Genomic DNA, 14,895 nt, shown 5'->3' with positions numbered 1-14,895 from the left:
TTAGTCTTGAGTACGGTACCTTACTAAGTGCGTGGGCTTGTTTGGGCTAACTTGCAAAAACTCGCCCAGAGCTGGAGTGAATGATGACAAACAAACCAATCGATGTGCCAGTTCTCATTGTGGGGGGAGGGCCCGTTGGGCTGGCCTTGGCCATCGATTTGGGTTGGCGAGGCATTGAGTGTCAAGTGCTCGAACAGGGTGATGGTTCTGTCGATCACCCACGGCTTGGCATCATCTTGACCCGCACCATGGAGTTGTGCCGACGCTGGGGCATCGTCGACAAAATCTACAACTGCGGTTTCAACAATGATTACAAACTCAATGTGGTGTATGCCACCTCCATGACCGGCTTCTTGCTGGGCAGGGATGAAAACATGAGTTGCAAAGACATGCCCGTACCCATGCAAAGCACGGATAAACGACAGCGTTGTCCTCAAATTTGGTTCAACCCCATTTTGGAAAAGGCTGCATTGCAATTTCCATCTGTCAATGTGATGCACCACCATACATTAGACAGTTTCCAAGACGGCAAAGACCATGTAGAGGCTTTTGCGACAGATTCGCAAAGCGGAGAGAAGCGACATTTCCGGGCCAAATTTCTGGTGGCTTGCGATGGTGCAGCCAGTTCCGTGCGTGCCAGCTTGGGGATAGACATGCAGGGAAATCCTGCCCTCAGCTACTCCGTGAACATATTCATTCGCAGTCCTGAACTGCTGAGCTTGCATGACAAAGGTGAAGCTGAACGGTACATTTTTGTTGGCACACACGGGACCTGGGCGAACCTGACCGTGGTGGACGGACGCGAGCTTTGGCGCATCACCATCATCGGGTCAGAACAGATGATGGATTTGGATGAGTTGGATGCGACAGCGCTTGTGCGTGAATGCCTAGGCACAGATCAAATCCCATTCGAATTGCTCTCCGTCAAGCCCTGGCGCCGCACCGAGTTGATTGCATCCAAGTTCAGTTCGGGCAGGGTTTTTCTTGCGGGGGATGCTGCGCACACCATGTCTCCGACGGGGGGGCATGGCATGAACACGGGTGTAAGCGATGCGGCAGATTTAGGCTGGAAATTTCAAGCTGTGCTGCAGGGGTGGGGTGGCCAAGGCCTTTTAGATGCGTACGAAAAAGAGCGCAAACCCGTGGCGCAGGCTGTTGCCGCTGCATCAGCCAAAAACTTTCGTGCGTGGGTGTCGGCAACCTCATGTGAGGACATTTTGGACAGCACACCTGCTGGAGAAGCGACACGCCAGCGCATTGGCCAACACATGACCGAAGTAGGTCGAGAGGATTGGGACTCTTTAGGCTTGCAGTTGGGAGTGAGGTACGACGAATCGCCCATCTGTGTTCGCGACGGATCGCCTGCCCCTGCATTGACCGTCATTGACTACCAGCAGACCTCAAGGCCTGGCGCGCGTGCGCCTCATGCCTGGCTTGCTGAAGGGCATTCGACACTTGACCTATTCGGCAAGTCTTATGTCTTGATGCAGTTTGACATGGGGGCATTCGTCGGCAACCTCGAACACTTGGCCATCCAGCGTGGCGTCCCTTTGAAGCGAGAAGTCATTCATGACCTCAACATTGCCAGCTTGTATGAAAGGCGGCTCGTCCTGGTAAGACCGGATGGCGTGGTGGCATGGCGGGGGGATGCACTGCCTTCAGATTGCACTGAATTGCTTGACACTGTCACAGGCCATTGAGCAAAACGAATTGATTTTTAAAAGGGACTGAATCCATGAAAGTTATTGATGCCCACGCGCACATCGTTGACCGTGAGTACCTTGAAGAGTTAACCGCTTTTATGGGGTTGACCAGCTCCAAGACCGAAGCTGGGCAGACCTTGCTTCGCAAAGGTAACTCAACCGTGGCCTGGTTCAGAGAAGATTTTTTCACGCCTGAAGATCGCATGGCAGTCATGGACAAACAAGGCGTTGACATGCGAATCCTCTCGCTCAGCAGTCCCAGTGTTTACGACTGGCCAGCGGACCGGCAGGGGGAGCTGTCTCGCTTTATCAATGATGCGACCGCAAAAGTTTGCAACGACCATCCAACCCGTTTTCAAGGTGTCGCAACGCTGCCTCTGGGCGACACACAGGCTGCGCTGCATGAAATTGGGCGATCAGTCGATGAGCTGGGACTCATCGGTGTTGCGATGGGTTCAAATATTGGAGGCAAGCCGCTCAACCACCCGGACTTGGAGCCTGTTTGGAAGGAGATCAACCGCAGACAGTTGCCGGTGATTGAACACCCAATGCTGCCCTTGGGTTCGGACCACATGGATGAGTTTGAGTTGCCTCTTCGGGTTGGATTTGTGTATGACACCACCACCGCCGTCGCAAGGATGATTTACGCGGGTGTGTTTGAAAGATATCCAGACTTCCCGTTCATCATTGCCCATACGGGAGGCGCCCTTTTGGGATTGTTGGAGCGATTGGACAACGGTTATCGTTTGTTTCCTGACTGTCGAAAATACATCTCCAATCTGCCCAGCTCGTACGCTCGAAATTTGTATTACGACACGTGCTCATTTTTCGGTCCCAGTTTGAAAATGGCCAGAGATATTGTGGGCGTTGAACGCCTGCTTTGGGGGGCAGATGATCCGTTTATCGGCGCCTCTCCTGCCTATCTCGACTCGGCTGAGTTCACGCCAGAGGAGAAAGCTTTGGTGTTGGGGGGCAATGCGGCTCGAATTTTTCGACTTGAGCTGTGAGACTCAGGTTCATCATGGACGGTTGGAACTTTGCAAGTTTTGAATGATCGCCGCGAGCATGCGCTTGATATGAATCACTTCGGCCTCATCAAGTCCGTTCGTGGCTTCTGTGTTGACCACATCTGCGATGGGCAAAATTTCATCTTTCAGTTGTCGGCCTTTGGGGGTCAGTTCAACGATTGTTTTTCGCTTGTCTTGTGTGTTGCGCGTCAATTGAACCAACCCTTTTTTCTCCAAAGAAACAAGGACTTGGCTCAATGATGATTTTTCAACATGCAAGCGTTCTGCCAACTCAACTTGGCTGCATTTGTCTTGTCGCCACAAAGCGCGCAGAGCGGACCAGTTGGACGAGGGGATATCGTGTTGCGCAAGCTGAGCGTTGAGAGATCGGGTGAAAGCGCGGTAGGCGCCACGCACCAAAAATCCAAGACTTTCATTGTCTGGCGTGGGGTCTTCTTGTGGTTTGTGCATGGGTCTTGAGCAGGTGTGTGAATTGAACTCAGGCGCCTTGGGATGATAGGGAACTTTCATGGCTTTTGACATTTGACTTTGACGAAAGAAAAAGGCGACAGAAATGAAAATCAGATGGCAACGCTTGCTTGCTCATTGCGAGCGGTCTACTTTGAGGGTGCTTGGCATCACAACTTTGATGTTGTGCTGTTTGGCTGCTGCGGCGCAAAGTTATCCTGACAAGCCCATTCGCTTCGTTGTTCCCATGGCACCGGGCGGCGCAGTGGACAGCGTTTCCCGCGCAGTGGCGCATGCCTTGTCTAAGAAAATGGGTCAGCCTGTTGTGGTGGACAACAAACCTGGTGCGGGGGGCTCGATCGCTGCAGGATTTGTCTCCAATGCCGCACCCGACGGCTACACCGTGTTTGTGGCTGACACGGGGCAGTTGTCGATCAACCCGTTCCTGTACAAAAAACTACCTTACGACACGTCCAAAGGCTTTGTCGCTGTGACGGACGCGGTTGCCGCGCCTTTGTACTTGGCGGTGAATGCAGACTTACCCATCAAAACCGTGCAAGAACTCATCGCTTATGCCAAGACGGCCAAAGAGCCTTTGGCCTATGGCAGCGTGGGTGTAGGTTCTGTTCACCATCTGGGCATGGAACTCTTGGTGTCTAAAACCGGGATCAAAGCCACCCACATCCCGTTCAAGGGCGCCTCTCAATCTGCAGTGGCTTTGGCCAGTGGCGAAGTCCAAATGGCTTTGTCCGCCATGCCCTCTCTCAAGCCCTTGGTGGCTGCTGGCAAAGTCCGAATTCTTGGCGTGACCACCCCACAACGGGTTGCCCAAACGCCAGAGGTGCCAACTGTCAGCGAATCTGGTATCTCGGGTTTTTCGGTCGCTGTGAATGTGGGTTTTGTGTTGCCGCCCAATACGCCTGAGGCGATCGTGACCGCTTTGTACCGAGACATGTCCGATGTGTTGGCCAACCCAGAAGTTCAGACCCAACTCACCACCATGGGGTTGGTGATGTTGAAATCGAACCCCCGTGATTATGCGAATGCCATCAAAGATGATGCTGACAAGTACCGTGCCCTGATCAAATCTACGGGCGCTGTGGCCGAGTAAGGTATGAACCATTTCAAAATCCCAAATCAACCTATGACCCAATCTCCCTTGATTGATGTGCACCAGCACATCTTGCCCGATCACTATGTGCAAGCTGTCGGCGAGCATGCAGTCGGTTCTCAGGGGTCAACCGGACGAGTTCCTCCTTGGAGTCTCGACGCTGCATTGGAGGGCATGGACAGGGCGGGAATACAACTGGCGATCACATCTGTCTCTGCGCCAGGATTTCGTGGACTGACCCCACAGGGGGAGTGCGATACAGCGCGCTGGTGCAATGATTTTGCAGCGGACCTCACCCGTACCTATCCAAAACGTTTCGGCAGTTTTGCAGCGCTTCCACTGTCAACCATGGAGGCCTGCTTGCATGAGCTGTCCTATGCCATGGACGTGCTCCACAGTGATGGCGTGTGTTTGTTGAGTAACTATGAGGACCGTTATCTGGGTGAAAGGTATTTCTGGCCTTTGTACGAAGAACTCAATCGCAAAAAAACGGTTGTTTTTGTTCATCCAACATCACCTCTGCACGAGGTCAAGATCAATCAACTCTCTGCTTCCACCTTGGAGTTCACCTTTGACACAACGCGCACCATGGCTTCGTTGATCTTTGGTGGGGTTTTGATGCGATTCCCCGATATTCGCTGGATTTTTTCCCATGCCGGCGGGGCCATGCCCTACCTCGGCGGGCGCGTGGATGTGTTGACCACCAACAACCCAGCTTTGCGAGAGTTCATCCCCAACGGGCTACCCGCAGAGCTCGGCAAACTGTATTACGACTGTGCTTTGTCGACATCAGATACCACCATGGATGCCCTCGCCAGCGTGGCCTCTGTCGAACATGTGTTGTTCGGCACAGATTACCCGTTTGGACCCAAAGATCAAATGCGCAAAGGTGCCGATGGTTTGCAAAATCTCAAGTGGGGTGATGCAGACAAACGACGTGTGGCGTATTCGAATGCCGTTCAACTGTTTCCACGCATGTCAGACGTCATCTCTGCCGTGGTGAGCGATTGAGCATCCATCGGTGATTCAACTTTAAATTTCATAAGGAGACAAGAATGAACACATTCATCCGATGTGTGATCGCGCTGGGTGTCATGGCTTTGAGCGCTGCGAGCGCCGTGGCCGACGATAAATTTCCGAGCAAGCCGCTCAAGCTTGTCGTGCCTCTGGCTGCCGGTGGCGGCAATGACGCTGTGGCAAGAATACTGGCCGAAAGTATGGCCAAGCATTTGGGGCAAGCGGTGATTGTGGAGAACCGAACTGGCGCAGGGGGAAATGTTGGAACAGACTTTGTGGCCAAGTCACCTGCAGATGGGTACACCCTCATCCATGTGTCCAACAGTGTGGTGGTCAACCCATATCTCTACAAAAAATTACCTTTTGATATCCAAAAAGATTTGACCTCTGTAGGTTTGATCGCCACGACCCCCATGTTCATCTTGGCGCATCCGTCTTCCTCTGTGACGAATCTGCGTGAATTGATCGATCAAATGAAGTTGGATGCTTCTAAGTTGTCGTATGCAACGCCCGGAAATGGGACGCCGCATCACTTTGCGATGGAATTGCTCAAGACGCGTGCAGGATCCAATCTCGCGCACGTGCCTTACCGGGGTGCTGCTCCAGCAGTGACCGATGTGGTTGGGGGGCAAGTCCCCATCTTGGTCTCAACCTCACAGTCGGTGGCTGACTTTGTGGCCACCGGACGTCTGAAAATGTTGGCAACCATGGATCCGACTCGCGTCGATAAATTCAAAGACACCCCGGCGGTGGCAGAGCTTGTCCCCGGTTTTGGGGTTTCTATCTGGCATGGTTTGATGGTGCCCGCGAAGACGCCACCTGCTGCGCTTTCCGCTTTAACGGATGCGCTGTCGAAAACTCTGATGGACCCAGAGATCCAGCGCAAACTGATGGGCATTGGTTTTTCAGCCAAGTTTGAATCTCCAAGCGCCATGCAAACTCGAATTGCTGCCGAGCTCGAAACTTGGAAGACGGTGGCAAAGAGCGCGGGTATTACCCCTGAGTAAACCTGATTTATTGATTCCAGAATACCTGATTCATTGACATTCAAGGAGACAACGACATGACCATGACCCAACAATTTTTTGCAGCCGGCTTGCTGGCACTATGTTCAACCGCCTTCGCACAATCTCAACCTGCGCCTCCACCTGCGCCTCCCTTTGGCACCCCCATCACCTATGCGCAAGCCAAGCTTGCGGCTGAAGCGGCCATGAAAAAGGCGGCTGACATCAAAGTTCCCAACTCCGTGGCAGTTGTCGAACCTTCCGGAGATCTGGTGTACTTCATTCGCATGGACGGCGCACCCTACTCAGCCACTCAGTTGTCTCAGCAAAAAGCCTGGACAGCTGCACGTTATCGCCGACCCACCAAGGTATTTTTTGATGGCGTTGAGGGCGGCCATCCGTTCTTTCTCAGCTTTCCTGGAATTGCTGCCACGCCAGGCGGCGTGCCCATTGTGGTGGATGGCAAGCTGATCGGTGCCATCGGGGTCAGTGGTGGAAATGGTGAGCAAGACATGGCGGTTGCAGGCGCTGGTGTGGACGCACTCAAGTGATGGCACTCGCATCAGAAAACCGGGCCCTTGTTGACTCAGGGCCCGCACTGCACACGCGAACTGTGTTGAATCGAATCATCGTGTGTGCTTTTGGGTTGATGGTGGCCATGCTTACCAGCATGGCCCAAGCGCAGGATTTTCCTGGCCGAGCCATCAAATTGGTGGTTCCGTTTCCAGCGGGTGGGGGTGTCGATGCGGTGGCACGCACCATCGCTGAAAAATTGGCCACCGAACTCAAGCAACCGGTGATCGTCGACAACAAAGCAGGCGCCGGTGGTGCGTTAGGGGCGTCGTTGGTGGCTCGTTCTGCGGCTGATGGTTACACCCTGCTATTTGCCAACAACGGGCAAGCCGTCTTGCCACACCTGCAAAAAGTCGACTGGGATCCCGTGAAAGACTTCAAGCCGGTGTCCAACGTGGCCACCTACGCCATGGTGGTGTTGGTCAATGCCAACTCGCCCATCAAAACATTGTCTGAATTGATTCAATCCGCCAAAGCGCATCCTGGACAAATCACTTATGGTTCGTCTGGCCTGGGAGGCCCGCTCCATTTGGGCATGGAAATGTTTCGCAGTGCCGCTGGCATTGACATCTTGCATGTGCCCTACAAAGGCAATGCGCCCATGACGCTGGCTTTGTTGGGGCAAGAGATCGCGGTCTCGATGGATACTTTGGCAGTCTCTCTGCCCCATATCAAATCCGGAAAGTTCAGGGCTTTGGCTGTGACCAGCCAGCGTCGCATGACCTTGTTACCTGACGTGCCCACGATCCGAGAGCTTGCGTTGCCAGACTTTGAATACGAAGGCTGGCAGGCCATCTTTGCGCCAGCCAATACCCCAGCACCTGTTGTGGCACGACTGAATGCGGCCTTGATCAAAGTCATTGCCATGCCCAGTGTGACCCAACGTTTGATTGACCTTGGGTATGAGCCCAAGCCTTCTTCCCCCCACGAGCTGACCACTTTGTTGGCCAAAGACCTGGTGATTTACCGCAAAGCCATACAAGAAGCGAACATCAAGCCGGAGTGACGCTCGGGTTGCCAAGACCGATCTCGTTGCCGACGCGCGAGCGCGGCCAGGTTGAACAAAGAAACAATGGAGTGAACATGCCAATTTCAAAAATTTTCACAACGCTGCGTGGGGTGTTCTGTGCGGCCTTGTTGAGCGCGCTTGTTTCCTCTGCGCTGGCGGATCGACTCGACGAGGTGACCTCGCGCGGTCAATTGTGGGTGGGGGTGAGCGACACCACGCCTCCGTTTTCTTTCAAGGCTGCGGATGGCACCCTCACGGGCTATGACCTCGATTTGGTGCGCGCGGTGGCCAAGCGCTTGGGGCTGGGCTTGGCGATGACGGCGCTCTCAAGCGCCGAGCGCATTCCACTTTTGCAGCAGGGCAAGCTCGACTTTGTGGCCACCTCCATGACGCGCACGCCAGAGCGTTTGCGCGACATTGACTTCAGCCACATTTACTTTGTCACACCGCATGCGGTGATTGTGAAAAAGTCGTCGGGCATCACCTCTGTTCAACAGCTCTCCGGGCGCAAGGCCAGTTCCGCCAGCACTTCAACGGCGGGCGGCAACCTCAAAGAGGTCGTGCCTGATGTGAACCTTGTTTATGTCCGCGACTATGGCCTTGCATTTGCGGCTCTCAAAGAGGGAAGCGTCGATGCCTTCACCACCGATGAAACGGTGTTGGCCGCCATCGTGCGGGATGACGGCCATTCAGGCGACTATCTGTTTCTGCCAGACTTCACCAAGTCGCGCAATGTGGGCTTTGCCTTGAAGAAAGACGAGGTGCGCCTCAAGACGGCCATCAACCAAGCGCTGCTCGAGATTGAAGCCTCGGGTGAAGCCGCCAGAATTTGGGATATGTGGTTTGGCCCAACTTCCGCGCAACCTGCGAAGCGCACATTCAAGATCACGGCGGAGTATTGAGTGTGTAGGGCATGCCAAGGCATGATTGAACTTGGCTTGGCTCAGTCCACCTGAAGCGCCTTTTTTCAACCTATCAGGTGCGAAAGCTTGGATCCGCACGGTCTAGCATGCGCAGCAAGGCGGGCCACTCCATCACACCATAGGGTCTGCGTGTGTTGGGTTGGTACAAATGGCAGTTAGAGCTTGCGGCCAGTAAGTCGCGTCGTTGAGTCAGGGACCGTTAACTCAGGTATCAGCGCGACAAAAGCCCGTGCAGCCATTGAGAGCTGCGTTCTGTTGCGCATGGCCAGGTAAAGGCGTCGACGAATCCATTCGCCTTCGATGCGTTGAATGCTCAGGCCCAGGGCCGGGGCCAGTGGCAGTGCCGAGAGGTGCGGCAAAATCGCCACCCCGACCCCTGCTGCGACCATCTTGCACATGTTGTCAAAACCTCTCACCTGCACACGCAAGCGAGCAGTTTGGCCACTCAATGATGCTTGTCCGTTGATTTGGCGCATCAGCGAGGTTGACATGTTCATTCCAACCAAGTCGTAGGACAAAATTTCTTGCAAGCGAACAGGCCGATCGCTGCACAACGGATGTTGTGCGGGCGCAATCAAGACCAGCTCGTCTTCTTCACACAGGACAGTTTCTAATCCTTCAGCGGGGGTGTTCTCGGCAATCACACCCAATTCAGCGCCGCCACTGACCACGGTTCGAACCACTTCATGGCTTAAGACATCTTCTAACTCCATGCGTATTTGAGGATGGTGCTGAGACATCAACGACATCATGTGTGGCAAGAAGTGGGCAAAGGCAGAGGGGTTGGCCCATATTCTCAGGTGACCATGGGTCCCTAGGTGGAAGTCTGACATCGCGTGCGACAACTGCGCCAAACGGCCCACCAACTCAACCGAATGACGGTACATGGCTTCTCCGGCAGGACTGGGTGTGACGCCTTTTTTGCCGCGTATCAACAAGGTTTGCCCCATATGGGTTTCGAGCTCTGAAATACGCTTGCTGGCTGCAGCCAACGAAATGCCAAACTCTTTGGCGCCATGGGTCAAGCTGCCTAAATCCACCACGCTGACAAATAGCCTGAGGCTGATCAAATCCAATCGGTTGAGATTCATTTTGAAGTGTGTATTTTTATGCTTAATTATAAATTGAGGATAGCTAAATTAATGGCGAATTAAAGATGGTTATTTCCGTATTGGTGAAGGGTATAAACAGGAATCACATTTATTGACGGAGTCCTCATGACCGCCATTCGCCTGAAAGTCAATGGAAAAAAGCACCAGATTGACGCTGATTCAGATATCCCATTGTTGTACGCCCTGCGGGATGAGTTGGGTTTACAAGGCCCTAAGTTTGGTTGTGGTTTGGGCCAGTGTGGTGCTTGCACTGTCTGGGTCGATGGAAAGGCCGTGCGCTCTTGTGTGACGCCAGCACAGTCGGTCCAGTCAAGCGCCATCACCACATTAGAGGGCCTAGGCTCTTCTCAGAAGCCAAACCGTTTGCAGCAAGCTTTCATCGACACACAGGCTGTGCAGTGCGGCTATTGCATCAACGGCATGTTGATGACGGCTCAAGCCTTTCTTCACAAGAATCCCAAGCCCACTGAAAAACAAGTCAGTGATGCGCTGGCGGGTCATCTTTGCCGCTGTGGCACCCATCAGCGAATTGTCCAAGCCATCATGAAAAGCGTGAACGCCTGATCGGCCCGCACAGGAGACCTTCCCTATGAAAACCATTCATCGTCGCAATTTCTTGCAAGGTGCAGGCGCTGGCTTGCTGTTGGTGAGCTTCCAGTTCTCAGAGCTTGCCCATGCCGCAACGGCATCACTCTCGCCAGCGAAGAGCATCGCCAAAGATGTCTTGGACACGTGGCTGACCATTGACCCCTCCAATCAAGTGACTGTGTATGTCGGCAAGGTGGATTTAGGGACTGGCACCAAGACGGCACTCAGCCAAATCGCCGCAGAAGAGTTGTCTATTCCCTTCGACAAAGTGACCATGGTGATGGGCGACACCGCCACCACGCCAGACCAGTGGATCACGGGGGCCGCGCTGACGATTCAGCAAGGCGGCTCAGAGTTACGCATCGCGGCGGCCAGTGCACGTCAAGCTCTTTTGGCGCGTGCCGCGCAGCGCTGGGATGTCCCCGTCAGCGCCTTGCAGGTTGCCAATGGTGTGGTGATAGAAACGGCCAATCCTTCTCGCCAAATCAAATACGGTGACTTGATCGGGGAGGGCTTTCAAATCAAGGTGGATCCCAAGGCATCTTTGAAAGCGCATACCGAGTACACGCTGGTCGGCCGTTCTGTGCCCCGAGTGGACATTCCGGCCAAGGTCACCGGCGAGCACCCCTATGTGCACGACTTCAAGTTGCCGGGCATGTTGCATGCCAGAGTTGTTCGTTCAACTCAGATCGGAGCCAAGCTTGCGTCTGTGGATGACCGAGAGGCCCGCAAAGTCAGGGGCTATGTGGCCACGGTTCGTCAAGGCGACTTTTTAGCGGTTGTTTGCGACAACGAGTGGTCAGCGGTAAAAGCCTCGCGCGTCGTTCGCGCGCAATGGACCCCCGGTCCCGACTTGCCTGCCAAAGACCAATTGGACAAGCTGTGGCGACAAATGCCGCTGGCCAAAGAAGAGGCAACGCAAAAGGTGGGGCAAATCGACACAGCGTTTGCATCAGCGCAAAAAACGGTCAAGGCCAGTTATCACTTTGCGGTGCAAACGCATGCGTCGATCGGACCTTCATGCGCAGTGGCCCAGTACGAAAACGGGCAGTTGGTGGTGTGGTCTGCATCGCAGGCCACACACTCCATGCAACATGAGTTGTCGGTCATCACACGCTTGCCCAAAGAGAAAATCAGATTGATCTACCTTGATGGTTCTGGTTGCTACGGGCGTAACGGGCATGAAGATGCCACAGCCGATGCCGCTTTGATTGCCATCGAACTTGGTCGACCCGTGCGTGTGCAATGGATGCGTCACGATGAAACTGCGTTGGCACCTAAAAGCCCTCCTCGTGCCATGGACCTCGAAGCGGCACTGGATGCGAATGGCAACATTCAAGGGTGGAAGGGTGATTTCTACATCGCACTGAACCACATCCAAGCCTTCAAGCCCCTGGACTTCCCTTTGTTATCGGCCACCGAAACAGGTGTTCCTCGTCCAGGGAACTGGGTGGGCTTTTTGTTTCAAAACGCAGGTGCGCCGTATGCGGTGCCCAACATTCAAGTCACCACCAAGCACGTTGCCCAAACCTTCTTGCGCGCCTCGCATTTGCGCAGCCCCGGACGCATTGAAAACTCGTTTGCAAACGAGTCGTTCATGGATGAGCTGGCCTATGCGGCGGGGGCCGATGCGGCTGAATTCCGCCTGCGCCATTTGCAAGATGCACGCGGTAAAGAAGTGTTGGGTGCTGCGCTCAAAGCAGCGCAATGGCAAGCACGACCTTCAGCCCAAGTGAAATCCGAAGCACGTGTGGTGCGCGGCCGGGGCATTGCCTATGTGCGCTACAACAACGCCATCACCTACGTCACCACCGTGGCCGAAGTTGAAGTGGATCGCAAGACCGGACAGGTGAAAGTGTTGCGCCTCGTGGTGGCGCATGATTGCGGACAGATGATCAACCCCGACGGTGTATTGAATCAAATTCAGGGGGGGGCAATTCAAACCGTTAGCCGTACCTTGATGGAAGACGTGCGCTGGAGTGGCAGCCGAATTGAGAGTGTGGATTGGGGCTCTTACCCTATCTTGCGATTTGGAGATGTGCCTAAAGTTGAGGCCGTGCTCATTGATCGGCCGGGCTTGCCAACCTGGGGTGCTGGAGAGCAAACCCCAACGACAATTCCTGCGGCCATTGCGAACGCTATTTTTGATGCCACAGGTGCTCGTCTTCGACAAATACCGTTCGCACCTTCACGTGTACTGGCAGCTTTACAAGCTTCTGGTAACGCAATGGCCTAGTCGCATTTCAAGGACTTCGCGGCAATTCAAAAGCCCTTGCATTTCTGCAAGGGCTTTTGTTTGGCTTCTCGCCCCATTTTTTGAGCAAAGTTGGATGGTCTCCATGCTTGCATGTGTGTCTCATCAACGACGCGCCGGCGCCAATGCTTTCAACCATGTCGTCGCTGGCAAGTTCCAACGTGTTTGAATCTGTTTTGCTTGCAACTGCAAAGCTGTTTTGTCCCAGGCGCGAGACGTACGAAACGCCAGCACGATGGTGTTGCCTGCAGTGGTGGGCTTGAAGACCCACAACGCGTCATCGCCAAATGCTTTGCCGATGCGCTGCAGGCTGGTCTCTACGCTTGAATCACGGCCATACACATTGACGACCATGCAACCTTGGTGTGTCAGCAGTTGTCTGCAATCGGCGTAAAACGCTTCGCTGTCTAGCGCAGGGCAGGCGGCCTCTTGGTCATACAAGTCGACTTGAAGTGCATCGATTTTTCCATGCCATTCAGGGCGTCTTGCAATGTCGGCTGCGTCAGCTTGCAACACGTTGAGCTTGGCATTTTCTTCAGGCAGATTGAACCAGCGTCTGCAAGTGGCAATGACTTGCGGGTTCAGTTCCACCGCGGTGGTGTGCATGCCCAATTGAAGATGGCAAAACTTGGTCAAGGATCCTGCGCCTAGGCCCAACTGCATCGCTTGCAAGTGACGCACTTGGTCTAAGTCAGTGAACAACAGCCAACCCATCATGCGTTGCACGTACTCGAGGTGGATGTCGAACGGCTGGCTGATCTTCATCGAGCCTTGCACCCACGGCGTACCCAGATGCAAAAAGCGCATATCGCCGTAGTCGATGTGGTTGACCGAAGGTAAATCGCCGTTGCCTGGTTCTGGCGCATCGGTACCCCTGTCGCGTTGACCCTTGTAGGTGAGGGCTTGTTTTTTAGCAAGCCTCATTCCGATCCAAATGGCTGCAAGGCAGGCCATGAACCCGAAGATCAGGTCGTTGGTGGTGATCAATGTCTCGAAAACATCCATTTATAGGGGCTCCATTTCCACGGCCTGAAAGTATTGAGTTGCCCCCTGAACGCCAGTCCCATAAAAAAGCCTCTGTCTGTCAGTGCCAACGCTTTGTCGTGAATGATCACTTGGGTCTGTCTGGGTGGGAGGCAGGTCCATCAAGGCAGCTGCATCAAGCGTATGACAGATTCCAATCGTTTCAAAGGATCTGATTCACTCAGAAGTTGTAGCTTTTGCTCCGCGCTCGCGGGGATCGCCTCTGCATAGCGGTTGGCCAGCCATCCACATTGGTCCAAGTGGTAAGGGGCAAAGATGGGCAGCTTGTGCATGACACCTTGTTGCTGTGCCGACGCGATGACTTTGCCTAACCTGTCAGCATGGGCCTGCATGGCGGGGGGGACTTCTACTTCTGGGTCTTGTGCCAGATAAGTCACGCGGCCTTGCCACACGCCATAGGGGCCGGGTTGCACCTCGTGTAATTGAAAACGCAAACCTCCCTGGCACAAGATGCGAAACAACGTGGGTTGCAGTTGCTCAAATTCTCTGATGTTTGCCATGCAACCTACGGCATGGAGTGAAGGCACTTCGCCTGGCACTTGAATCTCGCTGCCTTGTTTGATCCATGCCACGCCAAAAGGCTGTTGCTGTTGGTGGCATCGTTTGATGAGGTCGAGGTAGCGCACTTCGAAAATTTGAAGTGTCAGCATGCCATCAGGGAACAGGCCTTGTGAAAGTGGGAAGAGTGGAATGGTGTGGTGCACGGGTGTGGCGTATGACATTTGAGTCATGAAGTTATCACCAAGATTTTGACTTGATTTGCATGTTCGAGAGTGTCATATTTGTGCGATTGATTGGCGATTGTTGACACGGTGACAGCGAAAAAGACCTCTTCTGCAGGGCCGCTGAAATCAAGTTCAAAAACAACCCTGGCCTCGCTCAGAACCAAACTTTGGACTTCAGTGGTGGCGCAAAGAAAAAGGGGCTACGTTTTCACGTAGCCCCTTAGTTTTTTTGGCTCCTCGACCTGGGCTCGAACCAGGGACCTACGGATTAACAGTCCGGCGCTCTACCGACTGAGCTATCGAGGAAAAATCGGTATGCAGAACATGTTGCTGTTCTGTCTGAGACCGTGAGTATAA

General features: G+C 53.9%; 14 protein-coding genes, 1 tRNA gene and 1 pseudogene. 10 read left to right on the top strand and 6 right to left on the bottom strand.

All coding sequences use genetic code 11. The features are described 5' to 3' along the window. The first annotated feature begins 83 nt into the window (after positions 1 to 83). Together ACKWJN_RS17385 and ACKWJN_RS17380 are read left to right on the top strand one after the other, a co-directional pair. A complete protein-coding gene (locus ACKWJN_RS17385; protein ID WP_408599005.1) occupies positions 84 to 1,700 on the top strand; it encodes an FAD-dependent monooxygenase in 1,617 nt (538 codons plus the stop codon). Between the two features lie 35 nt (positions 1,701 to 1,735). Beyond that, positions 1,736 to 2,710 carry an amidohydrolase family protein gene (locus ACKWJN_RS17380; RefSeq protein ID WP_408599003.1) on the top strand — a complete coding sequence of 325 codons (975 nt, stop codon included), beginning with the start codon at positions 1,736 to 1,738 and terminating at the stop codon, positions 2,708 to 2,710. Positions 2,711 to 2,722: 12 nt separating this feature from the next. Here ACKWJN_RS17380 and ACKWJN_RS17375 read toward each other — a convergent pair whose 3' ends face one another. Next, positions 2,723 to 3,181 carry a MarR family winged helix-turn-helix transcriptional regulator gene (locus tag ACKWJN_RS17375; RefSeq protein ID WP_408599001.1) on the bottom strand — a complete coding sequence of 153 codons (459 nt, stop codon included), beginning with the start codon at positions 3,179 to 3,181 and terminating at the stop codon, positions 2,723 to 2,725. 103 nt (positions 3,182 to 3,284) lie between these two features. Between ACKWJN_RS17375 and ACKWJN_RS17370 the strand changes: the two genes are divergently transcribed. The 6 genes from ACKWJN_RS17370 to ACKWJN_RS17345 all read left to right on the top strand — a co-directional run bounded on the left by ACKWJN_RS17370 (position 3,285) and on the right by ACKWJN_RS17345 (position 8,794). After that, complete coding sequence (locus tag ACKWJN_RS17370; RefSeq protein ID WP_408598999.1) at positions 3,285 to 4,289, top strand: Bug family tripartite tricarboxylate transporter substrate binding protein; 1,005 nt, start codon at positions 3,285 to 3,287, stop codon at positions 4,287 to 4,289. Positions 4,290 to 4,322: 33 nt separating this feature from the next. Continuing rightward, positions 4,323 to 5,300: an amidohydrolase family protein gene (locus ACKWJN_RS17365; protein WP_408598997.1), complete on the top strand. Its 978-nt coding sequence runs from the start codon at positions 4,323 to 4,325 to the stop codon at positions 5,298 to 5,300. A 44-nt stretch (positions 5,301 to 5,344) separates the two neighbouring features. Then, a complete protein-coding gene (locus ACKWJN_RS17360; protein ID WP_408598996.1) occupies positions 5,345 to 6,313 on the top strand; it encodes a Bug family tripartite tricarboxylate transporter substrate binding protein in 969 nt (322 codons plus the stop codon). Between the two features lie 56 nt (positions 6,314 to 6,369). Next, a complete protein-coding gene (locus tag ACKWJN_RS17355) occupies positions 6,370 to 6,861 on the top strand; it encodes a GlcG/HbpS family heme-binding protein (RefSeq protein ID WP_408598994.1) in 492 nt (163 codons plus the stop codon). A gap of 65 nt (positions 6,862 to 6,926) precedes the next feature. Beyond that, positions 6,927 to 7,889: a Bug family tripartite tricarboxylate transporter substrate binding protein gene (locus ACKWJN_RS17350; protein ID WP_408598993.1), complete on the top strand. Its 963-nt coding sequence runs from the start codon at positions 6,927 to 6,929 to the stop codon at positions 7,887 to 7,889. 77 nt (positions 7,890 to 7,966) lie between these two features. Next, positions 7,967 to 8,794 carry a transporter substrate-binding domain-containing protein gene (locus ACKWJN_RS17345; RefSeq protein ID WP_408598991.1) on the top strand — a complete coding sequence of 276 codons (828 nt, stop codon included), beginning with the start codon at positions 7,967 to 7,969 and terminating at the stop codon, positions 8,792 to 8,794. 73 nt (positions 8,795 to 8,867) lie between these two features. Here ACKWJN_RS17345 and ACKWJN_RS17340 read toward each other — a convergent pair. Together ACKWJN_RS17340 and ACKWJN_RS17335 are read right to left on the bottom strand one after the other, a co-directional pair. Further along, positions 8,868 to 8,960, bottom strand: a pseudogene (locus ACKWJN_RS17340) (class II aldolase/adducin family protein); the annotation flags it as partial. 10 nt (positions 8,961 to 8,970) lie between these two features. Next, complete coding sequence (locus ACKWJN_RS17335) at positions 8,971 to 9,906, bottom strand: LysR family transcriptional regulator (protein WP_408598990.1); 936 nt, start codon at positions 9,904 to 9,906, stop codon at positions 8,971 to 8,973. A 126-nt stretch (positions 9,907 to 10,032) separates the two neighbouring features. On the opposite strand from ACKWJN_RS17335, the gene ACKWJN_RS17330 reads away from it, so the two are divergent. Beyond that, on the top strand, positions 10,033 to 10,491 hold the full coding sequence (locus tag ACKWJN_RS17330; protein ID WP_408598988.1) for a (2Fe-2S)-binding protein: 459 nt from the start codon (positions 10,033 to 10,035) through the stop codon (positions 10,489 to 10,491). Between the two features lie 25 nt (positions 10,492 to 10,516). Continuing rightward, the gene (locus ACKWJN_RS17325; protein WP_408598986.1) at positions 10,517 to 12,751 is read left to right on the top strand and encodes a molybdopterin cofactor-binding domain-containing protein; all 2,235 of its coding nucleotides are present in this window, start codon (positions 10,517 to 10,519) and stop codon (positions 12,749 to 12,751) included. A gap of 123 nt (positions 12,752 to 12,874) precedes the next feature. Here ACKWJN_RS17325 and ACKWJN_RS17320 read toward each other — a convergent pair whose 3' ends face one another. From ACKWJN_RS17320 to ACKWJN_RS17310, 3 genes are all read right to left on the bottom strand, one after another. After that, the gene (locus tag ACKWJN_RS17320) at positions 12,875 to 13,774 is read right to left on the bottom strand and encodes a spermidine synthase (protein ID WP_408598984.1); all 900 of its coding nucleotides are present in this window, start codon (positions 13,772 to 13,774) and stop codon (positions 12,875 to 12,877) included. Positions 13,775 to 13,914: 140 nt separating this feature from the next. Next, on the bottom strand, positions 13,915 to 14,544 hold the full coding sequence (locus ACKWJN_RS17315; RefSeq protein WP_408598983.1) for an LON peptidase substrate-binding domain-containing protein: 630 nt from the start codon (positions 14,542 to 14,544) through the stop codon (positions 13,915 to 13,917). 224 nt (positions 14,545 to 14,768) lie between these two features. Beyond that, a tRNA-Asn gene (locus ACKWJN_RS17310) sits at positions 14,769 to 14,844 on the bottom strand. Positions 14,845 to 14,895 lie beyond the last annotated feature (51 nt).

Source organism: Limnohabitans sp., assembly GCF_046052825.1.
Lineage (GTDB): Bacteria > Pseudomonadota > Gammaproteobacteria > Burkholderiales > Burkholderiaceae_C > Limnohabitans.
This window is presented reverse-complemented; position numbering and strand designations above follow the sequence as displayed.

Bases quoted from the DNA above. Each gene is read 5' to 3' on its own strand.
- ACKWJN_RS17370 (WP_408598999.1), top strand. From the start codon at position 3,285: ATGAAAATCAGATGGCAACGCTTGCTTGCTCATTGCGAGCGGTCTACT.
- ACKWJN_RS17335 (WP_408598990.1), bottom strand. From the start codon at position 9,906: ATGAATCTCAACCGATTGGATTTGATCAGCCTCAGGCTATTTGTCAGC.
- ACKWJN_RS17375 (WP_408599001.1), bottom strand. From the start codon at position 3,181: ATGCACAAACCACAAGAAGACCCCACGCCAGACAATGAAAGTCTTGGA.
- ACKWJN_RS17320 (WP_408598984.1), bottom strand. From the start codon at position 13,774: ATGGATGTTTTCGAGACATTGATCACCACCAACGACCTGATCTTCGGG.
- ACKWJN_RS17345 (WP_408598991.1), top strand. From the start codon at position 7,967: ATGCCAATTTCAAAAATTTTCACAACGCTGCGTGGGGTGTTCTGTGCG.
- ACKWJN_RS17315 (WP_408598983.1), bottom strand. From the start codon at position 14,544: ATGACTCAAATGTCATACGCCACACCCGTGCACCACACCATTCCACTC.
- ACKWJN_RS17355 (WP_408598994.1), top strand. From the start codon at position 6,370: ATGACCATGACCCAACAATTTTTTGCAGCCGGCTTGCTGGCACTATGT.
- ACKWJN_RS17385 (WP_408599005.1), top strand. From the start codon at position 84: ATGACAAACAAACCAATCGATGTGCCAGTTCTCATTGTGGGGGGAGGG.
- ACKWJN_RS17380 (WP_408599003.1), top strand. From the start codon at position 1,736: ATGAAAGTTATTGATGCCCACGCGCACATCGTTGACCGTGAGTACCTT.
- ACKWJN_RS17360 (WP_408598996.1), top strand. From the start codon at position 5,345: ATGAACACATTCATCCGATGTGTGATCGCGCTGGGTGTCATGGCTTTG.
- ACKWJN_RS17330 (WP_408598988.1), top strand. From the start codon at position 10,033: ATGACCGCCATTCGCCTGAAAGTCAATGGAAAAAAGCACCAGATTGAC.
- ACKWJN_RS17325 (WP_408598986.1), top strand. From the start codon at position 10,517: ATGAAAACCATTCATCGTCGCAATTTCTTGCAAGGTGCAGGCGCTGGC.
- ACKWJN_RS17365 (WP_408598997.1), top strand. From the start codon at position 4,323: ATGACCCAATCTCCCTTGATTGATGTGCACCAGCACATCTTGCCCGAT.